Source organism: Pelagibacterium nitratireducens, from assembly GCF_037044555.1.
GTDB lineage: Bacteria > Pseudomonadota > Alphaproteobacteria > Rhizobiales > Devosiaceae > Pelagibacterium > Pelagibacterium nitratireducens.
In genome coordinates, this window is sequence record NZ_CP146276.1 from 34,730 (window position 1) to 49,699 (window position 14,970).

Below are 14,970 nucleotides of genomic sequence, written 5' to 3' on the forward strand. Positions count from 1 at the left end.
TGGCAATCATCAGCCCGGCGCCCGGCTGAGCACGTCGATAATCGGGCAGTCGGCAGCCGTTCCGCCCTCACAGCGTGCGGCCGTATCGGCAAGCGTACGCTCCATGCGCCGAAGATCGGCAATCTTGAGCCGAATATGCTTCAGATGGGCCAGCGCCGCCTCCTGCACATCGCCGCAGGCGTAACTGCCTTCGACAAGTCCTAACAAATTGCGGATTTCGTCGAGGGTGAAGCCCAGCTCACGGCTGCGCCGGATGAACACCAGCCGTTTCCGGTGCGCGCTGGAATAAAGCCGGTGGCCGCCTTGGGTCCGGGGCGGCGATGGCAATAGCCCGACCCGTTCATAATAGCGGATCGTTTCGATATTGACGGCGGTTCGCTGTGACAGCTCCCCAATGCCGAACTCCCGGTTTTGAGCCAAAAATAACCTCTTGTATCTGTAGCCGCTACAGATTGTATCCTACAGCTTGAAGCCAACCGGATCGAGGGAAACTGGACGTGCTGCCAGCCCTCGCGGTCTTCACCGGGACTACGATTTACGCTCTTTAGAGAAAGCAACCGACGACATGGCGGATTTTAAGAGCACTCTCATCTGTCCGCGCTGTGGACACCAGGAAACCGAGATCATGCCTACGGACGCATGCCAGTTCTTCTATGACTGCAAAGGCTGCGGTACTGTCCTGCGCCCGCATGACGGCGATTGCTGCGTCTACTGCTCCTATGGATCCGCGCCGTGCCCGCCGATTCAGGAAGCTCGAAAACGCGGTTCATCCGGGAACTGCTGCGCCGCTTCAGGGGTTGGCGCATGATGACAGAGAAATTCGACCTGATCGTTATTGGCACCGGAACGGCCGCGCGCGTGGCGGCGATGCGCACCCACGCGGCGGGGCGTTCCGTCGCCGTGATCGACTACAAGCCCTTTGGCGGCACCTGCGCGCTCCGCGGCTGCGATCCGAAAAAGATGCTGGTCGGCGGGGCCGCCGCGATCGACCATGCCAGGCGCATGCAGGACAAGGGGATCGCCGGCATGCCGCTTATCGATTGGCCCGAGCTGATCGCCTTCAAGCGCAGCTTTACCGATCCCGTACCGGAAATGCACGAGGACAGTTACGCGGAAAAGGACATTGCCGCCTTCCACGGCCAGGCGCGATTTACCGGACCGAACAGCGTCGAGGTCGAGGGAACCGCGCTCGAAGGCGCCCACATCCTGATCGCCACGGGCGCAAAACCGGTGACGCTCGGAATCCCCGGCGAAAAACATTTGATCGACAATGAGGACTTTCTTGCCCTCGAATCCCTGCCGGAACGCATTGTCATGGTCGGCGGCGGCTATATCGCGGCCGAGTTCTCCAGTATCGCGGCGCGCGCCAACGCGAAAGTGACGGTGCTGCAACGCGGCGATCGGATGCTCACCCATTTTGAGCCGGAGCTGGTCGGCTGGCTGATGGAGAGTTTCGAGGCGGTCGGGATCGACGTGCGCACGGGCACGGAAGTGACGTCGATCGAGACGGCCGGAGACGGATATCGCATCACAGCTTCATCGGGCGGACAGAGCGTGACCATAGAGGCCGACTTGGTCATCCATGCCGCCGGGCGCGTCCCGAACCTCGACGGCCTCGATCTTGACGCCGCCGGGGTGGCGGTGAAGGATCGCCGCTTGCAGCTCAATAAGTATCTGCAAAGCGTCTCGAACTCGGCTGTTTATGCAGCCGGCGATGCCGCCCAGGTTGGCCCGCCGCTCACGCCAGTATCGAGTCACGACGCAAAATTGGTTGTCAGCAACATCCTTGAAGGCAACGGGCACAAGCCAGATTATCGTGGCGTCCCGCGCGTTGCGTTTACGCTTCCGCCGATCGCCGCCGTGGGCCTGAGCGAAGAAGAAGCGCAGCGGCAGGGGCTAAAATTCAGCATAAAGTCACAAAAGGCCTCGGACTGGTTCACCGCCCGGCAGACGGCCGAGCCGGTTTACGGGTTCAAGGTGATGGTCGAGGAAGGTACTGAACGGGTGCTCGGGGCGCATCTGGTCGGCCCGCACGCTGATGAAATCATCAACCTGTTCGCGCTCGCAATCCGGCACGAGCTGACTGCAACGGCGCTCAAGCAGACGATGTTCGCCTATCCGACCGGAGCCTCTGACATCGGTTACATGCTTTAGGAGCGCAGCGTTTAGCCTCGCCTTTGCGCGCGGCGCCCGGGAATAGGGTCCATCAAGGTGTAGAAGGCCAGCGGCGGCAACGTGACGACCTGTCCGTCAGGCCCTTCGAAACGGATCACGTCCGCGGCCCGATCCTGGACTTGCATGGCCGGGAACGGCGATCCGCGCCGGTGTGCTGCCGAGGAAGGTACGCCTCATGCGCGACCTGAAATCGGCGGGACCGCAAAATGGAGCGCTGCGCCAGCAATAACCCGCTTGGATCAGCTTGTGCCATAGTTCCCGCAGGTATCTACGGCGCACGCGGTCTCCGTCAGCAGCTCGTCGCTAAGCAAAAACAGATCATTCAGACGTTGATCGCTCAGGCGATAATGGACAAAACGGCCGCGCTGCTCGCCGGAGACGAGGCCGCATTCGCTGAGACACCGCAGATGGTTCGACGCGTTCGGCTGCGACAGACCCGTGATCGCGACGATCTCGCCGACAGACAACGGCCGCGTGCGCAAAGCATCAAGAATTGACAAGCGCGAGGCATCGGCCAATCCCCGGAATAGCTTCGTACGCAGAGCAAAGGTTGTATCCTTGATCCGCTCCAGCACTTCGACATTACTAGACATATCAGTCACGGATGATATATAGCCTCTCTCGAACAGGAAAGATAGCCATGACAATAACAGCATCAGCGCACGATGCCGAGACCGCACGCTACCGCGTCACCGGCATGGATTGCCCCTCCTGCGCGGCTAAGATCGAGAAGGCAGTGCGCTCGGTTGGGGTGGACGAGGTAAAGGTTTCGACTGCCACGCAGATCATGACGTTGCACGTAAGCGACCCAGCGGCCCGCCTCCCGGAGGTCGAGCGCGCTGTCAGCGGCATCGGATACCGGCTTGACCGTCTGGATGCGCCCGAAACCGACACCGAGGGCGACATTGACGATCTGCCCAAGGACCTATCGCACATTACACCGGCCTACAAACGCGCGTTGTGGATCGTGGTCGTACTCAATGTCGGCTACGGAATCATCGAGATGTTCGGTGGCTTTATTTCTGGTTCGCAGGCGCTAAAGGCCGACGCACTCGATTTCCTGGGCGACGGCCTCATTACTTTTCTTGGCATCCTCGCCATCGGGTGGAGCATCGTCTGGCGCGCCCGTTCCGCCTTAATCCAAGGCCTTTTTCTTGGGGCGCTCGGCCTTGGGGTCCTTGTGAATACGGCCTATCGCGTGCTGGTGCAGCAGCAACCCGAGGCCGAGTTGATGGGCCTGTTCGCACTGGTTGCACTCGTCGTCAATGTGGTTGCGGTTCTTCCATTGCTGCCCCACCGAACGGGCGACGCGAATGTGCGGGCGGTCTGGCTGTTTTCGCGCAACGACGCGATCGGAAACGCAGCCGTCGTCGTGGCGGCAGGCCTGGTGGCTTGGACCGGAACGGCTTGGCCGGACCTCGTCGTCGCCGCCGTGATCGCCGGCCTGTTCCTGCAGTCGTCCTGGTCGATCATCCGCGACGCCCGCAGCGATTTGCGGGAAGCTTCGTCGACACGGCGGAGCGCTCCGGCATGATATCGAGCCGCGAACCCGACCGCTCCTTCACGAACCGCGCCTTGTCGATCAGCTCGATCCGGACAACCTGTCACGGAGGAGCATGAGCACTTGGATATGGGCTGCTGTCCTGTTGGCCGCCGTTTTCGCGGCGGCGTGGGGTTCCGATCATCTGGCGGAGCCCCTTCGTAAGTTGCGCAAACAGTGGGGGCTTTCGGCGGCTGCTGGCGGCTCTCTGATTGGCATCGCCACTGCAAGCCCGGAAGTCGGTGTCAACGTTACCAGCGCCGTGCGGGGCGTGACCGATATCGGCTTGGGGGCAATGCTCGGCTCGACCGCCATCGGCATCCCCGCGCTCGTTTCCGTCGGCTATATCGCAACGCGCAAGCGCGACATTCCCGATGATCCGGGACATCAACAGCACCTGCGCGAGCACCTATTGCGTGTTGATCCGAAAGCAGCAACCGTGCAGGCTCTTCCATATCTCGGCATATTGGCGCTCGCGGCTCTCCTGATCCTTCCTGCGCCCTGGCAGGGGCTACAGCCAATTGATGGCGGGGTCCTGTTGGCCGCCTATGCCGCCTATGCCGCCCAGGCATTTTTTCGCGGCCGCGAGAAGCCCGAGCAGGTCGAGTGGTCGCGCAAGGGGATATGGATGGCGGTCGCCGGCGTTGGGGTTCTCGCACTCGGCGCCTATTTCACCGTCATCTCGACCCAAAATCTAGTGCAGGCGTTTGGCATCTCGCCGATCATCGGCGGCCTGTTCATCACTGCGCCGGTTGCCGCCCTGCCAGAGATCTTCGCGTCCTGGAAGGTGTCGCGGAGCGGCCAGATCACGCCGGCACTCACCAACATCATCGGCGATCACGCCATGACCATGACGGTCGGATTTCTGCCCTTGGCGCTTGTCGGGACGCAGATCGACAACTTCCGGCTGGTCTGGGTAAGTTTCGTCTTTGTCGCGCTTATGCCTGCGCTCTACGCGGCGTTCGTCCGCTGGGGCGGGTCCGAACCCGGCTTCCGCCGCTGGCAGGTTCTTACCCTGGTTGGCGCCTACGCTACCTATGTAGCCGTCGTTGTCGTCTGGGTGCTGGAGCTGGTCTGATGGAGATTTCCAGTATCGGAATAGCGACAGCCTTCGCCGCAGGCGTGATATCCTTTTTGTCGCCCTGCGTTCTGCCGCTAGTACCGGGCTATATATCCTATGTCGCGGGGCGCACGATCAGCGCCGACGGGGTTCCGGCCCATTCCGGAATAAAGGCGGCGAGCCGAACCCTCGGCCTCAGCCTCTGCTTCGTTCTCGGCTTCTCGACCGTGTTCGTCTTGCTCGGGGCCAGTGCGACCGCGTTGGGCGGACTCCTGCGCACGCATCTTTACGAAGCAAACCTGATCGGCGGTGTGATCGTCGTCATCTTCGGCTTGTTCACAACCGGCCTTGTACCGATGCCTTGGCTCGATCGTGACGTGCGGTTCCATTCCAGTCCGAACAGCGGCGGCGCTTGGTCTGCCTACTTGCTCGGTCTCGCTTTCGCGTTCGGCTGGACCCCATGCATCGGACCTGTGCTGGGCTCGATCCTGGCCCTATCCGCCGCTAACGCCACGGTTGCAAGCGGAACGGCGCTGTTGGCCGTATACTCGCTGGGCCTTGGCCTGCCCTTTATCCTGGCCGCTCTGTTCATGCGCGGATTCATGACACGGATGTTGTCAATGCGCCGAACTGGCCGGGTGCTCAAAATCGTCGCTGGCGGGGTGATGGTGGTCATGGGTATCGCCATGATTACCGGCCATCTCTCCAGCTTTGCAATTTGGCTCCTCCAGACGTTCCCGGCCCTCGGCCGAATCGGCTGAGCCGGGGTTTTTAAGGGATTATGCGATATGCTCAGGCTCGGCCTTCCAATCGTCCTTGGCGGATTTCTCCTTGATCAGGCGACGAAATGGTTGGTCCTGAACCATGTCATGAACCCACCTCAGGTCATCCCTGTCACCGATTTCTTCAATCTCGTGCTCGGCTTTAACACCGGCGTGAGCTTCGGATTGTTCGGCGAGGCTCCGGCTTGGATCCTGATGGCGTTCACGCTTGCCATAGTCGCCGGGCTCCTGGGCTGGATCAAGCGAACCGACAACCGTCTCACGGCCGCCGCCCTCGGGCTTATCGTCGGGGGCGCGCTGGGCAATCTGCTCGACCGGCTGCGGCAGGGCGCCGTGACGGATTTTCTGGATTTCTACATTGGCAGCTATCATTGGCCAGCCTTCAATCTTGCCGACGTGGCGATCGTATGCGGGGCGGGGCTCTTGCTCATCGAGAGCGTCCTAGCCAGAGACGACACGAAAGCCCGTAGCGCCTGAACCAGTGCCTGCCCGACGAAGGACGCTCAATGCCTCAGATCCCCCGCACCGCAACGCCGGACGCCACTCTGGCCCTTATCAATGATCCGTATCGGTTCATATCGAAGCGATGTCGGAAGTATGGGGCAGACCTATTCGAAACACGGCTGATGCTGCAAAAGGCGACCTGCATGACCGGGCCGGAAGCGGCTCGGCTCTTCTACGACAACGACCGGTTCATGCGGCGTGGCGCCATGGTCGGGCGGATTCAAAAGACGCTGCTCGGACGGGGAGGCGTGCAGGGCCTGGACGACGAGGCTCACAAACACCGCAAGCAGATGTTCATGTCGCTGATGAGCGCTGAGCAGCTCGCTCGGCTGGTGGCGGGAACCGCCGAAGAGTGGCAGACCTGCGCTCGCGCCTGGACGCTAAAGGACGAAGTGGTTCTATATGACCAGTTGCACGGCCTTCTCACGCGCGCTGCCTGCGCCTGGGCCGGTGTGTCGCTCGCGGACTCAGAAGTCGCGCAGCGAACGCGAGAGATCACCGCGCTATTCGATTATGCCGGATCTATTGGGCCGAAACACTGGTGGGCTCGCTTGGCCCGCAAGAGGAGCAACCGCTGGATCGAGACCATCATCGGTCAGATTCGAAGCGGCCGGTTACGCCCCGCCGAACAATCCGCTGCCCATGTTATTGCATGGCACCGGGATCTGAACGGTGAGTTGCTGCCGCCTCACTTCGCTGCTGTGGAAGTGCTAAACGTGATCAGACCGATTGTGGCCGTCAGCGTCTACATCACGTTTGTAGCGCACGCCCTGCATCAATATCCTGAGTGTCGGCGCAAGCTCCAGGCCGGCGATGATGAGAGCTACACTGAACTCTTTGCCCAGGAGGTCCGCCGGTTCTATCCTTTCTTTCCTGCTGTCGCGGCACGGGTGCGCCGTGACTTTGAATGGCAGGGGTATCACTTCCCCCAAGGACGCCGCGTTCTCCTCGACCTTTACGGCACAAACCATGATGCGCGCTCATGGGAAACACCCGAAACGTTTCGGCCAGAACGGTTTGGTGATTGGGACAGGAGCCCCTTCAACTTCGTCCCTCAAGGTGGCGGCGATCACCATATGCATCACCGATGCCCAGGTGAGTGGATCACGATCGAACTGATGAAGCAGGCTTCGGAGGTTCTATCCAGAAGCATACGGTATGATGTGCCGGAGCAGGATCTGCGGATCGACTATTCGAGGTTGCCTGCTCTGCCGCGCAGCCGCTTCATCATCAAAAACGTTCGGCAGACTTCGACCCGCATTCCTGCTGCGTCGCCAAGCTGACGCCGTGCGTTCAACGGCAAATTTGGCTGGGTGCATTGGTGCCGGCGACGTCCGGCAACAATAAGCGAGAATGGACATCAAAATCGTTCTCCGCTCGCCGCGACACAAGCTCAACGAGCTGCCGGTTGCCAAAATTGCATAATCATAGCATCTTGAGTATTATGTTTAAAATCAATGGCTTAGTTCCATAATGTAAATTATGCGAATTAAAGGTGTAGCGGCTATTTAGTAATGCGACACATGGGCCACTTAGAGATGCGACACCCGCCCCTCTAACTGTGGTCAAGTTCAACATTGGAAGGAAGACTGGCTTCGACGACGCTTAGCGCTGACGGAGTTGCCATGTCCTTGATCACCATGTCGCAGAAAGAACTGAACCGCCTCGAAGCCATTCAGAAAATCCGGGCACGCCAATTGAGTGTTGTCCAGGCCGCTGAACTGCTCCACATCAGCCGCAGCCAGGTTCACCGGCTCTTGCAAGCCTACGATCGCGCCGGCGCCGATGGTCTTGCGTCCAAGAAGCGCAGCCGGCCGAGCAATCGCCGCCATACAAACGATTTCCGTAATCATGTGCTCGATCTGGTTCGTGCGCATTATCCGGATTTCGGGCCGACCTTTGCCCGAGAGAAGCTGGTCGAGCGACATGGCCTCGGGATCAGCAAAGAGACCTTGCGCAAATGGATGATCGAATCTGGGCTCTGGACGTCTCGCCGCGAGCGCAAGCGGAGGATTTTCCAACCCCGCGGCCGCCGCGATTGTTTTGGAGAGCTGGTGCAGATCGATGGCTCTCATCACTGGTGGTTCGAGGAGCGCGGCCCCAAGTGCGCCCTGCTCGTTTATATCGACGACGCGACCGGCAAGCTCCTTCACCTGCGTTTTGCCAAGTCCGAGAACACCTTCGACTATTTCCAGGCGACGAAGGCTTATTTGCAGGAATGGGGCAAGCCGATCGCCTTCTATAGCGATAAGCACGGCGTTTTCCGCACCACGCATGCCTCCGAGAAGGACCGCACCAGCGGGTTCACCCAGTTCGGCCGCGCCCTTTATGAGCTCAATATCGACATCATCTGCGCAAACACGCCGCAGGCCAAGGGCCGTGTGGAGCGCGCCAACCTCACTCTGCAAGACCGACTGGTCAAGGAGCTTCGGCTACGCCGGATCTGCACCATCGAGGCTGCAAACGCTTACGTTTCCGAGTTTATCGCAGATTTCAACGCGCGATTCGGCAAGGAGCCTTACAACCCCAAGGACATGCACCGCCCGCTTGCGGATCACGAGAACCTGGACGGTGCCATGTGCCACAAAGAGGTTCGAACGGTCTCGCAGACGCTTACGCTGCGCTACGACAAGGTGCTATTCATCCTCGAGCCTACGGATCTGGCCAAAAGCCTGGCACGACAGAAGGTTGTTGTTTGCGACTATCCCGATGGCAGGCTCGAGATCGAGCATGAAGGCACCACCCTGCCCTACAGAACCTTTGACAAGCTCCGCTCGGTCAACCGGTCAGAAATCGTTGGCAACAAGCGTCTGGACTCAGTCCTCGCCATGGTTGTCGACATGCAGGCTGGGCGCGACCTTAAGCGTAGTCAGCGCGCTCCACGCCGCACGGGGCAGACGAACCACATGTTTGGTATCCCTGACGGCAGCGTGAGCAACGGCTATCAGAAGCGACAGAAACGATAGGATTTGACCCACCCGCACTGGCCATAAAATGTATTGTTCGGCACGATGGCCATTACTCCAATTGGAGATCATATTCAGCCATTTGAGCTAAAGTGTCACACGAGACTTACATGGGTAAACGGGAGAGAATGCTTTGCCGATCATACCAAGTCTATCGGAGCTACAAGAAACAATAGCACGCATGGAGCCCAAATGGCTCACGAGCCCAGAATTGCGAATAACATACGAGCGGCTTTGCCAACGTTTTGACGAAGACCTTTCTAATAGTCGTGACCGGATGTTAAGCAAATGTGCCGTCCTGATGCTGATCAAGTTTCAGAGTGAAACTAGCCACGGCCGCAAATACAACGATTGACGCCCCCTCCGAATTTTCAGCTACCCTGTCCATCGGCAGTCCACGATTGTAAGTGGCCTCCTGCCCGCACCCGTCCAGGCTGCGCAATCCTGACCAGCTCCACCTGGACGGGCGCTGTGCTGTGCCAGCCTATTGCCCATATGTCGCATTTCTAATTAGCCAGCCCCGTCGCACCCCTAAACAGCTTTGACAAAAGGTTTGTAGGCGGGTGCGCGCTATTCCCAAGTGCGACTTCTGTTTGAAACCAATAGGTTATCACACAGGAGGATTATGTCATCGGAACAAACTACAGCCACCTCACCCTCGATGAGCGCCGCAGAATTGAGCGTTGGCGGCAAGCAAACGTGCCAGCGGGGGAAATCGCAAAGACCCTGGGGCGCCATCGATCGACCATTTTCAGAGAACTCAGGCGCAATCATTTTCGCGATGATCAGCTGCCCGATGTCGTTGGTTACTTTGCCGTGGCTGCGCATCACGACTGCGCCAAACGCCGGTCCCGCAAGCGCAAATTGATCAAGCATGCGGATCTGCGCTGTCTCGTCGTGGCTCGGATCAAGGATGGCTGGACTCCTGAACAGATTGCTGGCCGGATGCGCTATGAATGTGCATCCCGCCGCGTCTGTCAGGAAACGATCTACCGCTACGTCTACTCGAAGGAAGGCATGGCCCAGGAACTGTGGTGGTATCTGCCGACTCATCGCAAATCGCGCAAGCCCAGGCGTGCCAGGAAGCGCCTGCCGCCAAAATTTCATCGCGACGTCAGCATCTTGTTCCGACCAGACGTCGTGGCGCACAGGACGGAGTTCGGACATTGGGAAGGCGATTTGATGTTGTTCAAACAGCGCTTTGGCACGAGCAATGTCACCTCGCTGGTCGAACGCGTTACCCGGTTCACCGTGCTCTTGAAGAACGACAACAGAAAAACCGGTCTTGTTCTCGGCAAGGTTATCCAAGCCATCGGTCACCTTCCCTTTCATTCGCGTAGGTCGATCACCTTTGACCGCGGGACGGAGTTCGTCGGGTGGCCACATCTCCAAGCCAAGATCGGGACGCAGACCTGGTTCTGCGATCCCTCCGCACCCTGGCAGAAAGGCGCGGTTGAGAACGCCAACCGTCGGGCCCGCCGATGGCTTCCTCGTAAACTCGACATGGGCCGGGTTAGCGATCGGGAGCTGAAACAACTCTGCGATCGGCTCAACGCTACACCCCGAAAATGCCTGGGGTGGAAGACGCCGGCGGAAGCCTTCCGGGAAAAGATGCTGGGCAGGTGAGGAGACCTCCCCTACCCTCGCACACCGCAGACGTCGCACTTCAAGTATCGCTCACAGCCTAGCTTGAGCCCACAGCCTCGAAATGGGCGGGGTAGCTATGGTCAGTCTCGCATTGATCGTGGTCCGCGAGAACTTCGATAATGCGGCAGTCACAGATGCGACCATGATCACATTCATTGACCATGCGCTGCAATTCGTGACGCAAGGTCTCCAGTTGCTCGATACGACGTTCAACCTTTACCAGGTGACCGCGGGCGATACTGTCGGCCTGATGGCAGGAATCCTGTGGCCGTTCCGACATGGCAAGCAGTTCGCGTATGTCGGTAACTTCGAAACCAAGCGATCGGGCGTGCCGGATGAAACTCAACCGGTCGAGATGGCCGCGATCGTAGCGCCGCTGATTTCCCTCGGTTCGCAACGGTTCTGGCAGCAATCCGATCGATTCATAGTATCTGATGGTCGGCACCTTGGTGCCGGTCCGTTTGGACAACTCACCAATTGGGAAGTTCATCGAGGTCTCCTTGATGCTACTGCGCTTCTCGCGGGCCGAACAAGATGACTGCGGCGGCGGCGATCGCCATGGCACCCCCCATGAGATCCCAAGTGTCCGGCCGCCGTTGCTCTACCAACCAAGCCACGCGATCGAGGACGCGATGTAGATGCCGCCATACGCTGCATAAGCCCGGCCGGCCTGATCACTCGGGGCCAGGGTCAGAAGCCATGCGAACACGGCAAGCAAACAAGCCCAGGTAGAACCCATAGTCCGTCTTGTCCTTGGCGCAGCCAAGCCCAGAAGGCGAAGCAACCAGCAATTTCCGCGACCGCAGCCACCAGATAGACACCGGCGGTCGCCATTGTTTGCGGCATACGAAAACCCGTTTCAAGAATAAAATACGCCTCTTGACCCTATAGCGGCTAGAGCATTTAAACAAGACGCGGTCTCCAGCGAAAGGAATGACTATGGCCGCGAAAACCGAACCCCTCAAACTCCGCGTCGATGGTATGGATTGTGGCTCCTGCGCGCTCAAGATCGAGACCGCGCTCAGCCGGCTGCCCGGGACCGAAGAGATTTCGGTCAATCACACTGCGGGTTCCGTGACGCTTCAGCTCGATGAGCGGCAAACCACCCGTCGCAACATCGAGGACACCATTCGCTCTCTGGGCTATGTCCCGCAAGCAAGGGACGATGGCGCCAGCGCTGCCATTGGGGACGAGGCAGCAGAGCTTCCCTGGTGGAGGGCGCGCAACGCCAGATTTGCTGCAGCAACTGGCCTTCTTCTGGCTCTGGCATTCGCCATAGCGTTTTTTGTCCCCGCCATTGGGGAGTGGGCTTTTGCGATTGCCGCCGTCGTTGGGCTGGTGCCGATCGGCAGCCGCGCATTGTCTGGTGCACGCCACGGAACGCCGTTTTCAATCGAGACCTTGATGACCGTCGCGGCCCTGGGAGCCTTGGTAATCGGTGAGAGCGCCGAGGCCCTGGTGGTTATTTTCCTGTTTTCAGTCGGTGAGCTTTTGGAGTCCTTTGCGGCACAACGCGCTCGGGCCGGCATCAAATCGTTGATCGATCTCATACCGCGCCGTGCCCGTGTCGAGCGGGATGGCTCTGTTGTGGAGATCTCTGCCTCGGATCTTGAGATCGGCGACATCGCCATCGTGCGACCCGGTGATCGCATTCCATCCGATGGCGAGGTCATCGATGGAGTGTCCGAAGTCGATGAATCGCCCGTCACCGGTGAATCGGTCCCCGTGCTCAAAGAGGAAGGCGCCGCTGTATTCGCAGGCAGTGTGAATGCGAACGCGCTTCTCCGCGTCAGGATCACACGCACCGCTCAGGACAACACGATCGCGCGCATCGTGCATCTTGTGGAGGAGGCGCAGGGTGCCAAGGCGCCAACAGCGAGATTCATCGATCGTTTCAGCCGCTACTACACCCCTGCGGCCATGGTGGTGTCTGCGCTGATAATGGTGACGCCGCCTCTCCTGGTCGGGGCGGAATGGTCAACATGGATCTATCGCGGCCTGGCCGTCCTGCTCATTGCCTGCCCATGCGCATTGGTGATCTCGACCCCTGCTGCAATTGCCTCGGGCTTGGCGGCAGGGGCCCGTCGGGGACTGCTCATCAAAGGTGGTGCGGCACTCGAAGAGCTTGGGCGCGTCAAGACAATTGCCTTTGACAAAACCGGCACTCTGACAGAGGGCCGCCCCAAGGTTACCGATATCGTTGCCATCTCGGGAGATGACGCGGACCTACTGGCCCGCGCCGCTGCTGTCGAAGCCGGCTCCAGTCACCCACTCGGTAGCGCCATCACCGCAGCGGCCGAACAAAAATCGCTGGACATTCCCCGTGTATTCGGCGGCAGCCAGGCCGTCCCGGGCAAGGCCGTAACCGCGCGGCTCAAGGAAGGTTTTGTCTCTGTTGGCTCGCCCCGGTACGCCGCTGAACAGATGACAATCCCCGTCGATATCGCGCAAAGGATGAAGTCTCTGGAGGACGAGGGTAAGACGGTCGTTGTCGTTCTCGAAGCAAAAGCATTGCTTGGTTTTATCGCCTTGCGCGACGAGCCGCGCGAGGATGCCGTTTCCGGCCTTGCGTCGCTATCGGCGCTGGGCTTGCACAGTGTGATGTTGACGGGAGACAACGCGCGGACGGCTGCGGCCATTGCCGGAACACTCGGCATCACCGCGAAATCCGAACTCATGCCAGACGCCAAGCTGGATGAGATCGGCAATCTGCGAAAGGCAGGCGGGGTCGCCATGGTGGGCGACGGCATCAACGATGCGCCGGCACTTGCCGCGGCGTCGGTAGGCATTGCCATGGGCGGCGGCACCGATGTCGCGCTCGAAACCGCCGATGTCGCGCTGTTGAAGAACCGGGTTTCGGGCGTGGCGGAAACCATCGCCCTGTCACGGGCCACGATGGGCAACATCTGGCAAAATATCGCCATCGCACTCGGTCTGAAGGCGATCTTCTTGGCAACCACCCTGACCGGCACGACAACCCTTTGGATGGCGATCCTGGCTGACACCGGCGCGACGGTTCTGGTGACTGCCAATGCGCTGCGCCTGTTGCGGTTCTCGTCAAGCCAAGCCGTGCCGTCGGGAACAGCAGCCGCGCCCGCCGAGAACGGCGTGGGGCAACGTGGCGCACTGCAATCGACCGATGACCGCGTTACGCCTTCCGAAGCGAACAAGGGAGAAGCTGCATGATTGCAAAGGCCATATTTGCCGCTTTGATGCTTTTGCCGATAGCGGCTCCGGTCGCGGCCCACGAGTATACGGTCGGTTCACTTGTCATCGACCATCCTTGGGCGCGCGCCACACCACCAGGAGCTCGCGTCGCGGGGGGATACCTTGCGATCACCAACACGGGTCAAGAGGCCGACCGGCTGATTGGCGGGACGGCTCCAGATGCCCAGGCAGTCGAGGTGCATGAATCGAGCCTCAGCGCCGATGGCATCGCTCGGATGCGCCCTCTGGCGGAAGGCCTACTCATTCCGCCGGGGGAGACTGTAACGCTTCAACCCGGCGGTGTTCATCTCATGATCATCGCGCCCACGAAAGCTCTCAAGATAGGTGAATCGTATTCGGCGGCCTTGCGGTTTGAAAGTGCCGGTGAAGTGCCATTGGAGTTTGACGTCGTCTCGATAGGCGGACAACCTGCCAGCGAAGTCCACGGCTCTCCCCAATGACCAAGACGCTCAGGATCATCAAATTCGGCGCTTGGGGACTGTTGGCATTCGTCGCGCTTGCGATTGGTCTGGGCGCCATCCTCGAGAGAGTCAATTCCAGCCCCTCCACTGGGTCGACGGGTTCTTTGGCGATCGGGGGACCGTTCGAATTGACCGCCCACACGGGTGAAACGATCACCAACGAAGACCTGGCTGGCACTCCATATCTCGTATTTTTCGGTTTCACACATTGTCCCGATGTCTGCCCGACCACACTGGCGCAACTGACGGCAGTGCTCGAACAACTCGGTCCCCAGTCCGAAATTACCCCGCTCTTCATCACCGTGGATCCCGAGCGGGATACGCAAGACATCATGGCGGACTATGTTGGATATTTCGACGAACGCATCCTCGGCCTCCGGGGAAGCCTCGAGCAAACCGAGCAAGCTGCCGATGCTTTTGCCGCCTATTTTGAAAAAGTCCCGCTCGAGGATGGCGGCTACACAATGGACCATACCGCGAGTGTCTTGATGATGGATGCTCAAGGCGAATTCGCAGGCACACTCGATATTCACGAACCACTGGACACCCAGGTGGAAAAACTGCGCCGGCTCACAGGGGCCGACGCCTGAGGAATGGAGATAACACC

General features: G+C 59.8%; 15 protein-coding genes and 1 pseudogene. 12 read left to right on the forward strand and 4 right to left on the reverse strand.

Translation table 11 applies throughout. From position 1 onward, the window contains the following. Positions 1-9: 9 nt before the first annotated feature. On the reverse strand, positions 10-420 hold the full coding sequence (locus V6617_RS18355; RefSeq protein ID WP_189424535.1) for a MerR family transcriptional regulator: 411 nt from the start codon (positions 418-420) through the stop codon (positions 10-12). 145 nt (positions 421-565) lie between these two features. On the opposite strand from V6617_RS18355, the gene V6617_RS18360 reads away from it, so the two are divergent. Next, complete coding sequence (locus V6617_RS18360) at positions 566-808, forward strand: GDCCVxC domain-containing (seleno)protein (RefSeq protein WP_244639968.1); 243 nt, start codon at positions 566-568, stop codon at positions 806-808. Then, the gene (locus tag V6617_RS18365; RefSeq protein ID WP_332717987.1) at positions 808-2,154 is read left to right on the forward strand and encodes an NAD(P)/FAD-dependent oxidoreductase; all 1,347 of its coding nucleotides are present in this window, start codon (positions 808-810) and stop codon (positions 2,152-2,154) included. Before V6617_RS18360 ends, V6617_RS18365 begins: the two co-directional genes overlap by 1 nt. 260 nt (positions 2,155-2,414) lie before the next feature. On the opposite strand, the gene V6617_RS18370 is transcribed toward V6617_RS18365, so the two are convergent. Then, entirely contained in the window at positions 2,415-2,768 is a 354-nt protein-coding gene (locus V6617_RS18370; RefSeq protein ID WP_189424737.1) for an ArsR/SmtB family transcription factor, read from the reverse strand. A gap of 47 nt (positions 2,769-2,815) precedes the next feature. Between V6617_RS18370 and V6617_RS18375 the strand changes: the two genes are divergently transcribed. The 7 genes from V6617_RS18375 (at position 2,816) to V6617_RS18405 (ending at position 10,653) form a co-directional block, all read left to right on the forward strand. Continuing rightward, entirely contained in the window at positions 2,816-3,709 is an 894-nt protein-coding gene (locus tag V6617_RS18375; protein WP_152007137.1) for a cation transporter, read from the forward strand. Positions 3,710-3,791: 82 nt separating this feature from the next. Further along, entirely contained in the window at positions 3,792-4,793 is a 1,002-nt protein-coding gene (locus V6617_RS18380) for a sodium:calcium antiporter (protein ID WP_152007138.1), read from the forward strand. Then, positions 4,793-5,536, forward strand: a complete 744-nt coding sequence (locus V6617_RS18385; protein ID WP_332717518.1) for a cytochrome c biogenesis CcdA family protein — start codon at positions 4,793-4,795, stop codon at positions 5,534-5,536. Before V6617_RS18380 ends, V6617_RS18385 begins: the two co-directional genes overlap by 1 nt. Positions 5,537-5,563: 27 nt before the next feature. Then, positions 5,564-6,034, forward strand: a complete 471-nt coding sequence (gene lspA / locus V6617_RS18390) for a signal peptidase II (protein ID WP_332717516.1) — start codon at positions 5,564-5,566, stop codon at positions 6,032-6,034. Between the two features lie 29 nt (positions 6,035-6,063). Continuing rightward, positions 6,064-7,344, forward strand: a complete 1,281-nt coding sequence (locus V6617_RS18395; protein WP_332717514.1) for a cytochrome P450 — start codon at positions 6,064-6,066, stop codon at positions 7,342-7,344. 342 nt (positions 7,345-7,686) lie between these two features. Beyond that, positions 7,687-9,027 (forward strand): ISNCY family transposase, encoded by a 1,341-nt coding sequence (locus V6617_RS18400; protein ID WP_338610996.1) that lies wholly within the window; start codon positions 7,687-7,689, stop codon positions 9,025-9,027. Between the two features lie 630 nt (positions 9,028-9,657). Continuing rightward, positions 9,658-10,653, forward strand: coding sequence for an IS30 family transposase (locus V6617_RS18405; protein WP_338611052.1), 996 nt, complete (start codon positions 9,658-9,660; stop codon positions 10,651-10,653). Between the two features lie 58 nt (positions 10,654-10,711). On the opposite strand, the gene V6617_RS18410 is transcribed toward V6617_RS18405, so the two are convergent. Further along, the gene (locus V6617_RS18410; protein WP_338610997.1) at positions 10,712-11,164 is read right to left on the reverse strand and encodes a helix-turn-helix domain-containing protein; all 453 of its coding nucleotides are present in this window, start codon (positions 11,162-11,164) and stop codon (positions 10,712-10,714) included. A 16-nt stretch (positions 11,165-11,180) separates the two neighbouring features. Then, a pseudogene (locus V6617_RS18415) lies at positions 11,181-11,508 on the reverse strand (YnfA family protein). A gap of 105 nt (positions 11,509-11,613) precedes the next feature. Between V6617_RS18415 and V6617_RS18420 the strand changes: the two are divergent. The 3 genes from V6617_RS18420 to V6617_RS18430 are packed head-to-tail and all read left to right on the forward strand — an operon-like array spanning position 11,614 to position 14,953. Next, positions 11,614-13,860 (forward strand): heavy metal translocating P-type ATPase, encoded by a 2,247-nt coding sequence (locus V6617_RS18420; RefSeq protein WP_338610998.1) that lies wholly within the window; start codon positions 11,614-11,616, stop codon positions 13,858-13,860. After that, a complete protein-coding gene (locus V6617_RS18425; protein ID WP_338610999.1) occupies positions 13,857-14,342 on the forward strand; it encodes a copper chaperone PCu(A)C in 486 nt (161 codons plus the stop codon). Before V6617_RS18420 ends, V6617_RS18425 begins: the two co-directional genes overlap by 4 nt. Further along, on the forward strand, positions 14,339-14,953 hold the full coding sequence (locus V6617_RS18430; RefSeq protein WP_338611000.1) for an SCO family protein: 615 nt from the start codon (positions 14,339-14,341) through the stop codon (positions 14,951-14,953). Before V6617_RS18425 ends, V6617_RS18430 begins: the two co-directional genes overlap by 4 nt. Positions 14,954-14,970 lie beyond the last annotated feature (17 nt).

Coding starts and splice junctions, on each gene's coding strand:
- V6617_RS18400 (WP_338610996.1), top strand. CDS start 7,687: ATGTCCTTGATCACCATGTCGCAGAAAGAACTGAACCGCCTCGAAGCC.
- V6617_RS18420 (WP_338610998.1), top strand. CDS start 11,614: ATGGCCGCGAAAACCGAACCCCTCAAACTCCGCGTCGATGGTATGGAT.
- V6617_RS18380 (WP_152007138.1), top strand. CDS start 3,792: ATGAGCACTTGGATATGGGCTGCTGTCCTGTTGGCCGCCGTTTTCGCG.
- V6617_RS18430 (WP_338611000.1), top strand. CDS start 14,339: ATGACCAAGACGCTCAGGATCATCAAATTCGGCGCTTGGGGACTGTTG.
- V6617_RS18360 (WP_244639968.1), top strand. CDS start 566: ATGGCGGATTTTAAGAGCACTCTCATCTGTCCGCGCTGTGGACACCAG.
- V6617_RS18370 (WP_189424737.1), bottom strand. CDS start 2,768: ATGTCTAGTAATGTCGAAGTGCTGGAGCGGATCAAGGATACAACCTTT.
- V6617_RS18410 (WP_338610997.1), bottom strand. CDS start 11,164: ATGAACTTCCCAATTGGTGAGTTGTCCAAACGGACCGGCACCAAGGTG.
- V6617_RS18425 (WP_338610999.1), top strand. CDS start 13,857: ATGATTGCAAAGGCCATATTTGCCGCTTTGATGCTTTTGCCGATAGCG.
- lspA (WP_332717516.1), top strand. CDS start 5,564: ATGCTCAGGCTCGGCCTTCCAATCGTCCTTGGCGGATTTCTCCTTGAT.
- V6617_RS18365 (WP_332717987.1), top strand. CDS start 808: ATGACAGAGAAATTCGACCTGATCGTTATTGGCACCGGAACGGCCGCG.
- V6617_RS18395 (WP_332717514.1), top strand. CDS start 6,064: ATGCCTCAGATCCCCCGCACCGCAACGCCGGACGCCACTCTGGCCCTT.
- V6617_RS18375 (WP_152007137.1), top strand. CDS start 2,816: ATGACAATAACAGCATCAGCGCACGATGCCGAGACCGCACGCTACCGC.
- V6617_RS18385 (WP_332717518.1), top strand. CDS start 4,793: ATGGAGATTTCCAGTATCGGAATAGCGACAGCCTTCGCCGCAGGCGTG.